The sequence below is a fragment of the Pseudonocardia asaccharolytica DSM 44247 = NBRC 16224 genome, from assembly GCF_000423625.1.
Classification (GTDB): Bacteria; Actinomycetota; Actinomycetes; order Mycobacteriales; family Pseudonocardiaceae; genus Pseudonocardia; species Pseudonocardia asaccharolytica.
The window spans coordinates 16,317-30,848 of record NZ_AUII01000022.1 but is presented as its reverse complement, the minus strand read 5'-3'; the positions used below and the strand labels follow the sequence as shown (position 1 = coordinate 30,848).

The window sequence follows — 14,532 nt, the reverse complement described above, 5'->3', positions numbered from 1 at the left end:
GTAACAGTGTTAGAACACTGTTACGCACTCACGGCCCCGATTGAGGAGGGATTTCCCGAGCATGGAGCCGTTCACCACACACACGGGAATCGGCGTCCCGCTGCGCCGGTCCAACGTGGACACCGACCAGATCATCCCGGCCGTATATCTGAAGCGGGTGACCCGCACCGGGTTCGCCGACGGGCTGTTCTCGGCATGGCGGGCCGACGAGAGTTTCGTTCTCAACATCGAGCCCTTCTCTCGGGGCTCGGTGCTGGTGGCCGGTCCGGACTTCGGCACCGGCTCGTCGCGCGAGCACGCCGTATGGGCGCTGATGGACTATGGATTCCGTGTCGTCATCTCCTCTCGTTTCGCCGACATCTTCCGCGGCAACTCCGCGAAGCAGGGCCTGATCGCGGCCCAAGTCACACAGCCCGACGTCGAACTGCTGTGGAAGCTCCTGGAGAACGAGCCCGGCACCGAGGTCACCGTCGACCTGCGGGAGAAGACGGTGCAGGCGAAGGACCTGACCGTCGGATTCGAGATCGACGACTACACCCGGTGGCGCCTGTTGGAGGGGCTCGACGACATCGGGCTCACCCTGCGGCACACCGACGACATCGCTGCGTTCGAGGCCGGCCGTCCGGCTCGGCTGCCGGTCACCACCCCCGTTCGCTGACCCGACCGGGTCGAGCCCTTGCCGTGCAACGGTCCGTCGAAGACACCCGTTGCACGGCAAGGGGTTTTTTGGCGTTGCGCCTGGTGTTGCGTGCCCGAAAGCTCTACGGTGCGCATCCATGAACAAATCCCAGCTTGTGGACGCGCTCGCAGCGCGCCTCGGGGACCGGCGAACCGCCGCCTCGGCGGTCGACGGGCTGCTCGAGATCATCGTGGACACCGTCGGCTCCGGCGGGTCCGTTTCGCTCACCGGTTTCGGCGTGTTCGAGGCGAGGGCCCGTGCGGCGCGGGTTGCGCGCAACCCGCGTACCGGGGAGACGGTCAACGTCCCGGCGACGACGGTCCCGGCGTTCCGGCCCGGCACGAGCTTCAAATCGTTGGTGAGCGGGAACGGCGTGTCGACCCGTCCGGCTCCGGCCCGCAGGGCCCGGCGCACGCCCTCGACGGCCGCAGCTCCGACCGCCGAGGCGGCGGCTGCACCGAAGGCGAAGCCGGCCCGGTTGTCGTCGGGCAAGGCCAAGGCGTCGGCGTCGTTCTCCGAGAAGAAGCCGGCGAGGGCGACCGAGAGCAAGGCCACCTCGAAGACGACTGCGAAGGGGACGCCGAAGACGACTGCGAAGGGGACGCCGAAGACGACTGCGAAGGGGACGCCGAAGACGGCCGCGAAGGCGGCGCCGAAGACGGTCGCGAAGACGGCGGCGAAGTCGACGGTCGAGGGCACCGCCAAGCCCGCCCGGAGGACGGCCAAGCCCAAGAAGTAGCCGCTGCCGCGGCCCGACCCCGACTCGCGCTCGGGAATACCACGACTCGCGAGGAGTGGGCCTAGCGGCTGGGAGTGGGCCTAGCGGCTGGGAGTGGGGTAGTGGTCGGCGAAGAGAGTGCGGCCGTCGCGGCTGCCCAACACCCAGATGCTGCCCTTGGCCGCCCGGATCTCGCGGTCGGACTCGGCGGTGAGGTGGCCGACCGCCGCGGGGATCACCCCGCCCTGGTCGCACAGCACCGTCACGCCGGGCATCGCCGCGAGCTCGCGCAGCCGGGCCAGGCCCCCGGCCGGGTCGTTGTGGTAGCCGACCTCGCCGAGCCGTGGCTCGGCGACCACGTCGAGTCCCAGCAGGTCCGCGAGCGGGGTGACGGACTGCCGACAGCGCAGCGGGGGTGCGCTGTGGATGCGATCGGGCCCGAACAACAACAGCAGCCCGGTGAGCTCGACGACCTGGGCCTGACCGGCCCGCGACAGGGGCCGGAGCGCATCCTCGCCGTTCCAGCCCTCGCGGCTGCCCGCCTTGGCGTGCCGAACCAGGAGCAGCACCGAGGTCGGAACCGGACGCTCGGCGAACCGCTCGAGGATCTCCCGGTCGCGGTCGTAGGACAGTACGTCCATGGCCTCGGTGGGCGCGAGCCAGCGCAGTTCGTCGGTCTCGGCATTCGGGATGAAGCCGGGGCCGTCGTCGAGCGCCTGGCCCGCCCAGTAGCGCACCAGCTTGGCCGCGCCCGCCACCGGATAGCGCACGTCGCCGAGCCGCCGCCCGAGCCGGATCCGGAACCCGGTCTCCTCGCCCACCTCGCGGACGGCGGCGGCGGCCATGGTCTCGCCGGCATCGAGCTTGCCCTTGGGCAGCGACCAGTCGTCGTAGCGCGGCCGGTGCACCACCGCGATCTGCAGCCCCGCCCCGCCCGATGTCCGCCACAGCACGGCGCCGGCCGCCAGCACGTCGGCCACCATCAGATCCGGGGCGCTCATTCGGCGCCGGCCGCCACGGTCGCGTGCCGCGCCATCATCTCGGCCTGGTGGTCGCGCACCTCGTCGATATCGGCGCCCGGTGGCGGGGAGGGCTCCCAGCCACCGTCGGCCAGCAGCGTCCAGCAGCGGGTGGCCGGATCCAGGCAGGAGTCGAAGACGTAACCGAGCTGGTCGGCCAGCATCGGGTCGGCGACGCGCACCAGCACCTCGACCCGGCGGTCGAGGTTGCGGTGCATCATGTCGGCGCTGCCGATCCAGTACTCGTCCGCGGCGGCGAAGTGGAAGACCCGGGAGTGCTCGAGGAAGCGGCCGAGGATGGAGCGGACCCGGATGTTCTCCGAGAGCCCCGGCCGACCGGGCCGCAGCGCGCAGATCCCGCGCACCACGATGTCGACCGGGACGCCGGCCTGCGAGGCCCGGTACAGCGCGTCGATCACCTGCTCGTCGACCAGCGAGTTGACCTTGATCCGGATCCGGGCCCGCCGGTCGTCCCGGCGATGCGCCTCGACCTCGTCCTCGATGCGCCGCACGATGCCCCGGCGCACCCCGTAGGGGGCCACCAGCAGGCTGCGGTACTGGTTCTGCCGGGAGTAGCCGGTGAGCGAGTTGAACAGGTTCGTGAGGTCGGCGCCGATCGTCGGGTCGGCGGTGAGCACCCCGATGTCCTCGTAGAGCCGGGCGGTCTTGGGGTTGTAGTTGCCGGTCCCGATGTGGCAGTAGCGACGGATGGTGGATCCTTCCTGCCGGACCACCAGCGCGGTCTTGCAATGCGTCTTGAGGCCCACCAGGCCGTAGACGACGTGCACGCCCGCCTTCTCCAGCTCGCGCGCCCACCGGATGTTGGCCTGCTCGTCGAACCGTGCCTTGATCTCCACCAGCGCGACGACCTGCTTACCGGCCCCGGCGGCTTCGATCAGCGCGTCGACGATCGGGGAGTCACCGGACGTGCGGTAGAGCGTCTGCTTGATCGCCAGGACGTCCGGGTCGGCCGCGGCCTGCTCGATGAACCGCTGCACGCTGGTGGAGAACGAGTCGTAGGGATGGTGCACGAGCACGTCGCCCTCGCGCAGGGTGGCGAACACGCTCAGCGGGGTCTCCCGCTCACCGAACGCCGGATGCGTCGCGGGTACGAACGGCTCGTCCTTCAGGTCCGGCCGGTCGACGCCGTAGACCTGCCACAGGGTGGTGAGATCGAGCAACCCAGGCACGGTGACGACGTCGCTCGGGTCGACGTCGAGCTCGCGGAGCAGCAGCTCCAGCACGTGCTCGCTCATCGTGTCGACGACCTCGAGCCGCACCGGCGGGCCGAACCGGCGCCGGGCCAGTTCGCGCTCCAACGCCTGCAGCAGGTCCTCGTCGCGGTCCTCCTCGACCTCGAGGTCGGCGTTGCGAGTGACCCGGAACGCGTGCACCTCGGTCACCTCCATCGAGGTGAACAGCTCGTTGAGGTGGGCCGAGATGAGATCCTCGATGGGCAGGAAGGTGACCTCGCCCGGCTCGTCGCTCTCGACCCGCACCAGTCGCGGCACGTTGTCGGGCACCTTGACCCTGGCGAACCGTTCGGTGCGGCCTTCGGGGTCGCGGACGGTGACAGCCAGGTTGAGCGACAGCCCGGAGATGTAGGGGAACGGGTGCGCCGGGTCGACCGCGAGCGGGGTGAGCACCGGGAAGACCTGGGCGGAGAAGTACTCCGCGAGCCGCTGCCGCTGCGCCGCGGACAGATCCGGCCAGCGCTTGATGTGGATGCCGTGGTCGGCGAGCTCGGGGCGGACCTCGTCGAGGAACACCTGGGCGTGGGCCCGCGCGAGCACCTGGCTGCGCGCGGCGATGCGGGCCAGCTGCTCGCGCGGGGACAGCCCGTCCGCGCTGCGCACGGCCAGCCCGGTTTCGTCGCGGCGTTTCAGCCCGGCGACGCGGACCATGTAGAACTCGTCGAGGTTGCTCGCGAAGATCGCCAGGAACTTGGCCCGTTCCAGCAGTGGCTGGCTCGGATCCTCGGCCAGCGCGAGCACCCGCGCGTTGAAGTCGAGCCAGGACAGCTCGCGGTTGAGGTAACGGTCGTCGGGCAGGCCCGATCCGGCCACGGCCACGGCCGTGGTCGGGGCGGGTGGGGCGATCGGAGCGGCGGCCGGAGGCGGCGTGCTGAGCGCCGAATCGGATGCGGCGGTCTGCGTCGGCACGGACGCGGTGGAGTTGGGCGCGCTCGGCGGGGCGCCCGGCGTGGACTCGGTAGTGTCGGGGCCGCTCGGCGGGGCGATCGGAGCGGAGACGCTTACGCCCGCGGACGCCGCGGCGACCGCGGATCCCGCGGCGGAGCGGCCGGCAAGGCTCGCTCGTCTGGCGGATGGGCGCGGAGCGCGACGTGACGTACGCGCCGCGCCGGCCCGGCGCGATGCGCCGTCGGCCCACTCCGGCAAGGTCTTTTTCGACTGGGCGGACGGGGAACCGGAGGAGTCTGAATCTGCACTGCGCGCGTCGCGACCCACGATCAGCCATTCTGACGCACTTCGCGGGCCCCGCTGTCCGGTCCCCCAAGTACAGCCAAATGAACTTCTGATTACGAAACAATCTCGACTGCATCACCGCAGCCGCCGCCACACAGCGTCAGCACCCCGCGGGTCCGACGTCCGACGCCGAGGTCGGCGGCCCGGCGCAGGTCCTCCTCGGTGTCGACATCGCGGCGCAGACCGGGCCATGCGCCGGGTAGCGGATAGGCGCCGGAACGGCGGTGGCGGGCGGCCGAGCCGGGGCCGAACCGCGGGCCCAGCGCCGTCGCCGGGGCGCTGAGCAGCAGCGTCGTCCCGGCGCCGTGCGCGTCGGCGCAGTAGGCGCGACGCACCGGACCCGCCGCGAACACGGCCGCGGCGACGTCGATCGCCTCGTCGAGCTCGGCGGGGCGCAACGCGGGCAGATCGGCCTGCAGTGCGCCGACGGCAGCGCTCGGGTCGCGGTCGCGCAGGACGTGGACGCCGTAGCGCAGCGCGGGGTTGAGTCCGGCGGCGGGTCCGTCCGGGGCCACCGCGACCCCCTCGGTGGCGAGCTCGCGGGTCACCGTTGGGTCGGATGTCACAACCAGGACGGCGCGGACGCGTTCAGCGGCGCGCGCCGCGACAATCGTGTCGAGCGCGATCGCGAGCGCGAGCCGCTCATGCGCCGCCGCCTCGCCGACGCCGTTGTCGGCGGCGCCGCGCAGCCGGGACTTGGCGGTGTGCAGCGGCTTGATCGGGACCACGAGATCGACGGTCTGCATCCGCGGCGTGGGCACGGCTCCATCGTCGCACCACCCGGCGGTGGACCGGGGGGCTCGGGCCGGGAAGACTCAACCGGAGATCGCGAGGCGGGAGGTTCTGGGTGACTCGGGAGAACGGTGGATTCTGGGAGAAGTTCGCCGCGGTGTTCTTCTATCCGATCGGCTGGGGGACCGGCCGGGTCCGCTACGAGGGACGCGAGCACATCCCCGCGCAGGGCGGGGCGCTGCTGGTGGCCAACCACATCTCCTATCTGGACCCGGTGCACACCGCGCTGTACGTGCACACGGCCCGCCGGACGCCGCGCTTCCTGGCCAAGCACAGCCTGTGGAGCATCCCGGTGCTCGGCAAGGTCCTGGTCGGCACCGGTCAGATCCCGGTCTACCGGCAGTCCGCGGACGCCGGGCAGAGCCTGCGCGCCGGGACCGAGGCGCTGCGCGACGGCAAGATCGTCGTGATCTACCCGGAGGGAACGATCACCCGCGACCCGGGCGGCTGGCCGATGCATGCGCGCACCGGCGCCGCCCGGCTCGCGCTGAGCTCCGACGTGCCGGTGCTGCCGGTGGTGCACTGGGGCACCCGGGAGGTGTACGACCACTACAACAAGAGGTTCCGGCCGCTGCCGCGCCGGACGATCACCGTGCGCGCCGGGGCCCCCGTCGATCTCTCGGCCTATCGCGGGCGGCCGATCGACGCCGGCGTGCTGCGCGAGGTGACCGACCTCCTGATGACACGGGTGCGCGATCTGCTCGTCGAGGTGCGCGGGGAACCGGCTCCCGCCGAGTTCTACCGTCGGGGGAGTGCGTCGTGAGCGGGGCCCGTGAGGTGCGCCGGGTCGCGGTGCTGGGCGCTGGTTCGTGGGGGACCACGTTCGCCAAGGTGCTGGCCGATGCCGGCCGTGACGTGACGCTGTGGGCCCGCCGCCCCGAGGTCGCGGCCGCGATCAACGAGCGCCGGACCAACCCCGACTATCTGCCGGGGATCGTGCTGCCGGCGCGGCTCTCGGCGTCGGCCGACCCGGCGTCCGCACTCGAGGGCGCCGACGCCGTGGTGTTCGCGGTGCCGTCGCAGACTCTGCGGTCCAACCTCGCTCACTGGCGCGATCAGTTGTCGGGAGGGCGGACCCTGGTGAGCCTGGCCAAGGGCGTCGAGCTGGGCACGCTCAAACGGATGAGCGAGCTGATCGTCGAGGTCGCGGGGGTGCTGCCGGACCAGGTGGCCGTCGTCTCCGGTCCGAATCTCGCCCTGGAGATCGCGCACGGGGAGCCGACCGCGACGGTGATCGCCTGCGCCGACCACGACCGCGCGGTGGCCCTGCAGAACGCCTGTGCCACCGGCTACTTCCGGGCCTACACCAATACCGACGTCATCGGCTGCGAGTTGGGTGGGGCGGGCAAGAACGTGATCGCGCTGGCCGTCGGGATCGCCGCCGGGATGGGGCTGGGCGACAACAGCCGCGCCTCGGTGATCACCCGGGGGCTGGCCGAGATCTCCCGGCTCGGCGTCGCGCTCGGGGCCGACCCGTTGACCTTCGCCGGTCTCGCCGGGCTGGGCGACCTCGTCGCGACGTGCTCGTCGCCGCTGTCGCGCAACCGGACCTTCGGCGAGCGGCTGGGTCGGGGCGAGACCCTCGCCGAGGCCGAACGGGCCAACCACGGGCAGGTGGCCGAGGGGGTGAAGTCGTGCCTGTCGATCTGCGAGCTGGGCGAGCGGCACGGCGTCGAGCTGCCGATCGCCGACGCCGTGCGGCGGGTCTGTCACGAGGACCTCGCCCCGTCGTCGATGGCGAAGGAGCTGATCAGCCGTTCCTTCAAGCCCGAATACCTGTGAGTGCGTAACAGTGTTCCAACACTGTTACGCACTCACAGGCCCGGGTGACCAGGTCAAACGGGACGGTGTGTGGCGATGGTGAGCGACGGGACGCGCTGCGTGCACGGCGGGCACCCGCCGGCCGCGCTGGGGGCGCCCCTGCATCCCGGGCCGGCGCTCTCGTCGACCTTTCACCTCGGTGTCCCCGGCGACCCGCTGCCGCGCGACTTCTACGGTCGCGCTGACAACCCGACCTGGCGCGCGCTGGAGTCGGCGATCGGCGAGCTGGACGGCGGCGAATGCGTGCTGTTCGGTTCCGGGATGGCGGCGATCTCCGCGGTGCTGCGGACAGCCGCACGCCCGGGCGGTGCCGTCGTGCTGCCCAGCGACGGCTATTTCCTCGGGCGGGTGCTCGCCGAGGAGGAACTGGCCCCGCTCGGCGTGCCGGTGCGGGCGGTGCCCACCGCGGGGTACTGGACCGGCAGGGTGCTGGAGGGCGCCTCGCTGATCCTGCTGGAGACCCCGTCCAACCCGGGGCTGGAGGTGTGCGACATCGCCGCCGTCGCCGCGCTCGCCCACGCCGCGGGTGCCATGGTCGCCGTCGACAACACCACCGCGACGCCGCTGGGGCAGCGCCCGCTCGAGCTGGGAGCCGACCTCGTCGTGGCCAGCGACACCACGGCGCTGGCCGGCCACGGCGATGTCGTCCTCGGGCATGTGAGCAGCGCCGACCCGGTGCTGGCCGGGCGGCTGCGATCGGCGCGGACGCGCGGCGGCGCCGTCCCCGGGCCGGTGGAGGCCTGGCTCGCGCACCGTGGGCTGGGCACCCTCGACCTGCGGCTGGAGCGCCAGGCGGCCAACGCCCGTGCGCTGGCCACGGCGCTGCGCGAGCACCCGGCCGTGACCGATGTCCGCTGGCCGGGGCTCGAGGACGACCCCGCGCACGCCGTGGCGGCGCGGCAGATGCGCCGCTGGAACGGGGTGCTGCGGTTCACCCTGCCCTCGCCGACCGCCGTCGCCCGGTTCCTCGAGACGTCGCGGCTGGTGTGCTCGGCGACCAGCTTCGGCGGTCTGCGCACCACTGCGGATCGGCGCGAGCGCTGGGGTGACGCCGTACCCGGGGGACTGGTGCGGCTGTCGGCGGGCTGCGAGGACGCCGCCGATCTGGTGGCCGACGTCGTCGCGGCGCTGGACGCCGTCGGCCGTTGAGCGCGCGGATCGGCCGCTCACCCTTCCGTGCGTCCACCTGAGCGACATCTCCGATATCACCCGTGCGTAACCGTGCCCCCGTATGGTCGACTGTGAGCAGCCCGCTGGAGGTGGTCGCGTGCCGCATCGACAACCTGGCCCCATCGGTGCCGACCCCGATCCAGGGGAGGTGCCGGGGATCGCGTCGCGCCCGGGCGCGGTCCCGACGGGGTCCAGGGTCCTGCTGCTGAACGCCAGCTTCGAGCCGCTGACGGTGGTCACCGCCAAACGCGCGATCCTCCTCATGCTGAGCGGTAAGGCCGAATGCGTCCAGGTTGAGTTGGAGGGCACGGCGTTCCGTTCCGAGAGTCTCTCCATTCCCGCGCCGTCGGTGATGCGGCTGTCCCGCTATGTGCGGGTGCCCTACCGGCGGTCGATCCCGATGACCCGTTCCGGGGTGTTGCGCCGCGACGGGCGGCGCTGTGCATACTGCGGCAAGCGCGCCGACACCATCGACCACGTCGTGCCGCGCAGCCGCGGCGGCGCGCACAGCTGGGACAATTGCGTCGCGGCGTGCCGGTCGTGCAACTCCCGCAAGGCCGACCGGCTGATCGAGGAACTCGGCTGGAGCTTGCGGACGCACCCGGCCCCGCCGAGCCGCTCGGCGGGCGGCGTCCTCGTGCTCGCCGTCGAACCGCTGCCGGCCTGGGAGCCGTGGCTGACCACCGCAGCCTGACGGTGGCCGATGGAGCGCAGGCTCCGTAACGACCGGTGCGGCCGGACCGACAAGCCGGTGGCGGCGGACGACGATGGCGCAGGTACCGCGGCGTTGGACGCACTCACTTCCCGCCGTCCACGAGGGACGTTGGCGAGAGGGACGAGCCGTTGATCGACGACGAGACCACTGGCACCCGGTTGAGCAGCCCCGTCTTCACCGACGGCCCCGGCCGCCGATCCAGGCGGATGCGGGCGGCGGCCTACACCGGCGCGTCGGCGTGCGCGGCGATCCTCGGTGTGGTCGGCGTGAACCTGGTCACCGGTCCGGGTACGACGAGGCTCGAGGCGCGGTTGTTCGAGGACACGGCGAGCGAGCCCGCGGCCGGGCCCGGGTGGGTCGCGGAGATCGAGCCGACGCCCGTCGTGGCGGCCGGCGCGCCCGCGACCGACCGCTGGTCGGCCCCGACGGACGATCCGCACCCGGCTCCGACGGCCGCCGCCCCGGTGCCTCCGCCGGTCGACCTCCCCAGGATCGTCACGTCGACGATCGTTCCACCCAGCGCGTCCACCACGGCGATCAGAACCACCACACTCAGCACATCGGCCGGCGGACGGTGAGGACGGCACGCCAGGGACGAGCCCGATCAGGGACCGACGTCGTCGGCGGGGACAGCGGAGCGGCCCTTCGCGGACGATCATTGGCGCCATGACGACGTCGATGCAGCGGTCGTGGTCCACCGGGGCGCGGCCGAACCGGTTCGCCGCTCTGCCCGCCGGCCGGATCGGCCGTCTCGGCGGACGGCTGATGCGCCGGCTCAGCGGCGCCGCGCAGCGCGAGATCGCCGAGCTGGTCGCCCAGGATCGGCCCGCCGAGGTTCTCGAGGTCGGCCACGGGCCGGGTGTCTTGCTCGGCATGCTCGCCGGCCGGCCGGGAACGACGCAGGTGGTCGGGATCGATCCGTCGGCCGAGATGCGCTACCTCGCGATCCGCGCGCTGGCCCGCGAGATCGCCGACGGCCGGGTCGAGATCCAGGCCGGTGACGCCGCCTCGACCGGTCTGCCCGACGCCGCGGTCGACGTGGTCGTCTCGACGAACACCGTCGCGATCTGGCCCGATCTGGAGGCCGGGCTCGCCGAACTGCATCGGGTGCTGCGGCCCGGTGGGCGGCTGGTGCTCAGCTGGCACGGCGGGTCCGACCCGAACGCCGTGGCCCGCCGTCTGCTGTTGCCGGAGCAGACGCTCGCCCGGATCGAGGACGAGCTCGGACGGCGATTCGGTGCCGTCCACCGCGAACTCACCCGCCGCAGCACGGTGTTCGTGGCGCAGCGGCGATCGGAAGAAGGGGTCTCATGATGTCGGTCCCGACGGACGACGCGCAGGACCGGCACGAAGTGGTGGCGGCGGTGGACCGGCGGGGCTTCGCGTCGCTGCGCCTGGCGGCCACCCCGCGGGACGAGCGATACGGGATCGGGCGCGGACTGCGCAAGAAGGTGTCCCGCGAGACCCTCGGGACCTGGGAGCACTCGCCGTTGCGGGCCGACCCGGTCGCGCAGATCATCGCGAGCCACGAGGGCCGCGTCGAACGGCTGATCCCGGTCCGGGTGGGGCGGATGGCGGCGTCCCCGTACGCGTTCCTGCGCGGCGCCGCGGCGATTCACGCCGCCGACTTCGCGGCGCTGCCCGCCTCCGGGATCCAGCCGGTGATCTGCGGCGACGCGCATCTGGGCAATTTCGGGTTCTACGCATCGCCGGAGCGGGACCTGGTCTTCGACCTCAACGACTTCGACGAGGCCCATCCCGGCGCCTGGGAGTGGGACCTGCGCAGACTGGTGGCCAGCGTGTGGGTCGCGGGCCGGCAGAACGGCGCGTCCGAGCAGGACTGCGCGCAGGCCGTGACCCGCTGTGTGGCGTCCTACCGGGAGCATCTGGCGCATCTGGCGGAGCAGCCGCTGCTCGCGCGGTCGTTCGAACGGCTCGATCTGGAGCGGTTGCAGGAGAGCGCGTCCCGCAAGTCGGTCCGCCGCGAGTTCGAACAGGCCGCGCGCCGGGCTCGGCGGCGCACCAGTGACCGTGCGCTGCCGAGGTTCACCCGCGAGCTGGGCGGCACGCGCCGTATCGTCGAGGAGCCGCCGCTGATCACCCGGCCGGACCCGCAGCAGTACGAGCGGCTCGCCGTGGCGCTCGACCAGTATCTGCAGACGCTGCCCTCGCATTGGGCGCGCATCCTCGGTGGGTATCGGCTCGTCGATGTGGCGCACAAGGTCGTCGGCGTCGGCTCGGTGGGGCTGCGCGCCTATATCGCGCTGTGCGAGGGCTCGAGCCCGGACGATGTGGTGTTCCTGCAGCTCAAACAAGCCCGTCGCTCGGTGATCGCGCCGTACGTGCATGGCGACGACGCCTGGCACGCTCATCAGGGCAACCGGGTGGTGGAGTACCAGCAGGCGCTGCAGACGGTGAGCGACCCGCTGCTGGGCTGGACCACCGTGGAGGACCGGCAGTACTACGTGCGGCAGTTCCGGGACATGAAGGGGGCGATCGTCCTTGATGGCATCGACGCTGCGGCGCTGGAGGACTACGCCGCGGTCTGCGGGCTGCTGCTGGCCAAGGGCCACGCCCGCACCAGCGGGGCATCGATGATCGCGGGTTACTGCGGGGGTTCGGACAAACTCGACCGGGCGATGTGCCGGTTCGCGAGGGACTACGCCGATCAGACCGAGCGGGACCACGCGGCGTTGCTGGCTGCGGTCCGGGCCGGGGTGTTGCCGTGCGAGGAGGGGGGGTGAGTCTCGCTGAGCAATCGCTCGGCCAGGGTGCCCCACGAGCCGGCGTTCAGGTCCTTCTCGCTGATCGCGGTCACCGGCATCGGCCAGCGGATGGCGAGCGCGGGGTCGTCGAAGCGCACCGAGATGTCCTCGCTCGGGTCGTGCTCGCGGTCGATCCGGTAGCAGATGTCGGTCTCCTCGGTGAGCGCCTGGAAGCCGTGCAGGATTCCGGCCGGTACGTAGAGGTGCGCGAACCGGGTGTCGTCCAGGGTCACGGTCAGGTGCTCGCCGAAGGTGGGGGAGCCAGCCCGGGCATCGACGAGAACGTCGAACACCGCGCCGCGGGCGCAGCGGATGAGCTTGGCCTCGCCCCGGCCGCTGCGGCCGTGCAACCCCCGGATCGTGCCGCAGCGAGATCGGGACTGGCTGTCCTGCACGAACGTCTCCGGCCGCAGGCCGTGGCGGCGGGCGACGGCGCTGTCGAAGGTGCGGGTGAAGAATCCTCGATCGTCGTGGTGCGGGGCCGGGAGGAAAAGCAGCACCCCGTCGATCGACATCGTGCACGTCTGCATGCCTTCGTAGTCGGCGGACGGACGAAATTCGTTACGATCCACGTTCGGTGGAGGCCGTCGCATTTCAATAGGCCCCATTTCCGCGGATCAGTGCTCCGAGGGTCTTCCAGAGGATGTGCGCGTCCATCGCCAGGGTCCAGTTCTCCACATAGCGCAGATCGAGCCGGACCGACTCCTGCCAGGAGAGATCGCTGCGGCCACTTATCTGCCACAGCCCGGTGAGACCGGGCTTGACCAGTAATTTTCGCTCGGCGGCGCGGGAGTAGGTGGCGACTTCCTGGGGCAGCGGCGGTCGCGGCCCGACCAGGGACATGCTGCCGGTGAGAACGTTGACCAACTGCGGGAGTTCGTCGAGGGAATACTTCCGCAGAAAAGCTCCGATCTTGGTCACCCGTGGATCGTCCTTGAGCTTGAACAGCGGGCCTGCGCCGTCGTTCGCGGCCATGAGGTCGGCCTTGCATGCTTCGGCGTCGACGATCATCGAACGGAACTTGAGCATGCGAAAGGCATTTCCGTGCCGGCCCACTCGGGTCTGTCGGAACAGTACCGGGCCGCCGTCGAGCTTCACCGCGACGGCGATGCAGACCAGCACCGGAGCGACCACCACCAGCAGCAGGCTCGCACCGACCCAGTCGATCACGTTCTTGACCACCCGCGGCACGCCGTTGAAGATCGGTTCGGTCAGCCGCAGCAGGGGCAGCCCGTCGACCGGGGCCACGTGCAGCCGCGGCCCGGCGATCTCCATCAGCCCCGGATCGACGACGAGATCGGCGCCCAGCCCTTCGATGTCCCAGGCGAGCTGGTGCAACCGACGTCCTGACCAGCCCGGTGCGTCGCCGACGGCCACCACCCGGTGCCGGCCGCGGCGCACGATCTCGGCGACGGAGTCGAGATCGCCGAGCACCGGGACGTCGAGCACGCTGGGGGTGCCGTCGGCACCGGCGCCGGTCGGGGTGCACACGCCGTTCACCACCCACCCGTTGTGCGAGTCGCGACGGGTGCGCCGGATCAGATCGGCGACCGAGTCGATCGTGCCGACCGCGAGCACGGCGTGGGTGAACCGACCGTCGGCACGGCGGCGGTGCAGCCAGCCGCGCAGCACGAACCGACCGATCACCAGCAGGATGCCGGCGAGCGGAATGAGCCCGAACACCCAGGGCCGGACGGCGGAGATCTGCAGGGCCAAACCCCCGAGGCCGACCACGACCGCGCTGGCGACCAGCGCGTGTAGCACCCGGCTGAACTCGTCCGAGCCCTGGCCGAGGATGCGCGGGTCCCACGCCCTGGTCACGAAGAGCCCGGTCACGGTGATGAGCCCGCTGCCGATGCCCAGGCTCGGCGAGGTCGAGCCGCCGAAGAGGGGCAGGTAGTTCCCCAGCCCCAGCAGGTGCCCCACCAGGACCGCGATGGCGACGGCCAGCAGGTCGCCGCCCACGACGAGCCGCGCGTACCGGGTCTCCCACCGGGGCCGGGTGAGCGAGCCGGCCGGCCGCCCGACCGCCCAGGCGGGTGAGCACACAGGAGCGACCGGTCCCGGCGCGGACCGGGTGTCGGCATCCGGTTCCGGACCGCCCCCCAACTCGACGTCTGAAGCCATGGTGCCCCTCATGCCGTCGCGTGCTGCGCCGCGTCGAACCGTCCGGTGAGCGGGCGCATCCCGATGTCGCGGCCCGGGGGACGACGATCGAGATGCGTCGGGGGTGGGCTCGCGCCCACGGCGGTGGGCGTTACAACGTCCACCCCGGGCGCGGTTCCGAACGATCGTGTCCGACAGGTGGCTGTAACGCCGTGCCGAACCCCGGCGAGTCCAGCGATACGCCGATGAACCCGATCTCCG

14 protein-coding genes are annotated in these 14,532 nt (G+C 71.8%); 8 read left to right on the top strand and 6 right to left on the bottom strand.

Features of this window, described 5'->3' with window-relative positions; translation table 11 throughout:
* Positions 1 to 61: 61 nt before the first annotated feature.
* Positions 62 to 658: a 3-isopropylmalate dehydratase small subunit gene (gene leuD / locus G567_RS0118770; protein WP_028931194.1), complete on the top strand. Its 597-nt coding sequence runs from the start codon at positions 62 to 64 to the stop codon at positions 656 to 658.
* A 118-nt stretch (positions 659 to 776) separates the two neighbouring features.
* Positions 777 to 1,418 (top strand): HU family DNA-binding protein, encoded by a 642-nt coding sequence (locus G567_RS0118765; protein ID WP_028931193.1) that lies wholly within the window; start codon positions 777 to 779, stop codon positions 1,416 to 1,418.
* 80 nt (positions 1,419 to 1,498) lie between these two features.
* Here G567_RS0118765 and G567_RS0118760 read toward each other — a convergent pair whose 3' ends face one another.
* From G567_RS0118760 to cofC, 3 genes are all read right to left on the bottom strand, one after another.
* Complete coding sequence (locus G567_RS0118760) at positions 1,499 to 2,398, bottom strand: NUDIX hydrolase (protein WP_245585700.1); 900 nt, start codon at positions 2,396 to 2,398, stop codon at positions 1,499 to 1,501.
* Positions 2,395 to 4,578 (bottom strand): RNA degradosome polyphosphate kinase, encoded by a 2,184-nt coding sequence (locus G567_RS29830; RefSeq protein WP_051233286.1) that lies wholly within the window; start codon positions 4,576 to 4,578, stop codon positions 2,395 to 2,397. The genes G567_RS0118760 and G567_RS29830 overlap by 4 nt, the downstream gene beginning before the upstream one ends.
* A gap of 377 nt (positions 4,579 to 4,955) precedes the next feature.
* A complete protein-coding gene (cofC, locus tag G567_RS29825) occupies positions 4,956 to 5,663 on the bottom strand; it encodes a 2-phospho-L-lactate guanylyltransferase (RefSeq protein ID WP_307724163.1) in 708 nt (235 codons plus the stop codon).
* A gap of 86 nt (positions 5,664 to 5,749) precedes the next feature.
* Between cofC and G567_RS0118745 the strand changes: the two genes are divergently transcribed.
* The 4 genes from G567_RS0118745 to G567_RS0118730 all read left to right on the top strand — a co-directional run bounded on the left by G567_RS0118745 (position 5,750) and on the right by G567_RS0118730 (position 9,379).
* Positions 5,750 to 6,457, top strand: coding sequence for a lysophospholipid acyltransferase family protein (locus tag G567_RS0118745; RefSeq protein WP_028931191.1), 708 nt, complete (start codon positions 5,750 to 5,752; stop codon positions 6,455 to 6,457).
* A complete protein-coding gene (locus G567_RS0118740) occupies positions 6,454 to 7,476 on the top strand; it encodes an NAD(P)H-dependent glycerol-3-phosphate dehydrogenase (protein WP_245585699.1) in 1,023 nt (340 codons plus the stop codon). Before G567_RS0118745 ends, G567_RS0118740 begins: the two co-directional genes overlap by 4 nt.
* Before the next feature lie 75 nt (positions 7,477 to 7,551).
* Positions 7,552 to 8,664 carry a cystathionine gamma-lyase gene (locus G567_RS0118735; RefSeq protein WP_037057685.1) on the top strand — a complete coding sequence of 371 codons (1,113 nt, stop codon included), beginning with the start codon at positions 7,552 to 7,554 and terminating at the stop codon, positions 8,662 to 8,664.
* A 118-nt stretch (positions 8,665 to 8,782) separates the two neighbouring features.
* Positions 8,783 to 9,379, top strand: a complete 597-nt coding sequence (locus G567_RS0118730; protein ID WP_028931188.1) for an HNH endonuclease — start codon at positions 8,783 to 8,785, stop codon at positions 9,377 to 9,379.
* A 241-nt stretch (positions 9,380 to 9,620) separates the two neighbouring features.
* Here the strand turns inward: G567_RS0118730 and G567_RS34400 are convergent, their stop codons facing one another.
* Complete coding sequence (locus G567_RS34400; protein ID WP_147201238.1) at positions 9,621 to 9,947, bottom strand: hypothetical protein; 327 nt, start codon at positions 9,945 to 9,947, stop codon at positions 9,621 to 9,623.
* 119 nt (positions 9,948 to 10,066) lie between these two features.
* On the opposite strand from G567_RS34400, the gene G567_RS29820 reads away from it, so the two are divergent.
* Both G567_RS29820 and G567_RS0118715 read left to right on the top strand, forming a co-directional pair.
* The gene (locus G567_RS29820; RefSeq protein ID WP_084796253.1) at positions 10,067 to 10,714 is read left to right on the top strand and encodes a class I SAM-dependent methyltransferase; all 648 of its coding nucleotides are present in this window, start codon (positions 10,067 to 10,069) and stop codon (positions 10,712 to 10,714) included.
* Positions 10,714 to 12,144, top strand: a complete 1,431-nt coding sequence (locus tag G567_RS0118715; protein WP_037057671.1) for a DUF2252 domain-containing protein — start codon at positions 10,714 to 10,716, stop codon at positions 12,142 to 12,144. Before G567_RS29820 ends, G567_RS0118715 begins: the two co-directional genes overlap by 1 nt.
* Here the strand turns inward: G567_RS0118715 and G567_RS29815 are convergent.
* Positions 12,069 to 12,695 (bottom strand): dTDP-4-dehydrorhamnose 3,5-epimerase family protein, encoded by a 627-nt coding sequence (locus G567_RS29815; protein ID WP_084796252.1) that lies wholly within the window; start codon positions 12,693 to 12,695, stop codon positions 12,069 to 12,071. The genes G567_RS0118715 and G567_RS29815 overlap by 76 nt on opposite strands.
* A 64-nt stretch (positions 12,696 to 12,759) precedes the next feature.
* Positions 12,760 to 14,292, bottom strand: a complete 1,533-nt coding sequence (locus G567_RS0118705; RefSeq protein WP_028931185.1) for a sugar transferase — start codon at positions 14,290 to 14,292, stop codon at positions 12,760 to 12,762.
* Positions 14,293 to 14,532: the final 240 nt, after the last annotated feature.

Coding starts and splice junctions, on each gene's coding strand:
- G567_RS0118705 (WP_028931185.1), bottom strand. CDS start 14,292: ATGGCTTCAGACGTCGAGTTGGGGGGCGGTCCGGAACCGGATGCCGAC.
- G567_RS0118735 (WP_037057685.1), top strand. CDS start 7,552: ATGGTGAGCGACGGGACGCGCTGCGTGCACGGCGGGCACCCGCCGGCC.
- G567_RS0118760 (WP_245585700.1), bottom strand. CDS start 2,398: ATGAGCGCCCCGGATCTGATGGTGGCCGACGTGCTGGCGGCCGGCGCC.
- G567_RS0118715 (WP_037057671.1), top strand. CDS start 10,714: ATGTCGGTCCCGACGGACGACGCGCAGGACCGGCACGAAGTGGTGGCG.
- G567_RS0118765 (WP_028931193.1), top strand. CDS start 777: ATGAACAAATCCCAGCTTGTGGACGCGCTCGCAGCGCGCCTCGGGGAC.
- G567_RS29815 (WP_084796252.1), bottom strand. CDS start 12,695: ATGCAGACGTGCACGATGTCGATCGACGGGGTGCTGCTTTTCCTCCCG.
- G567_RS29820 (WP_084796253.1), top strand. CDS start 10,067: ATGACGACGTCGATGCAGCGGTCGTGGTCCACCGGGGCGCGGCCGAAC.
- leuD (WP_028931194.1), top strand. CDS start 62: ATGGAGCCGTTCACCACACACACGGGAATCGGCGTCCCGCTGCGCCGG.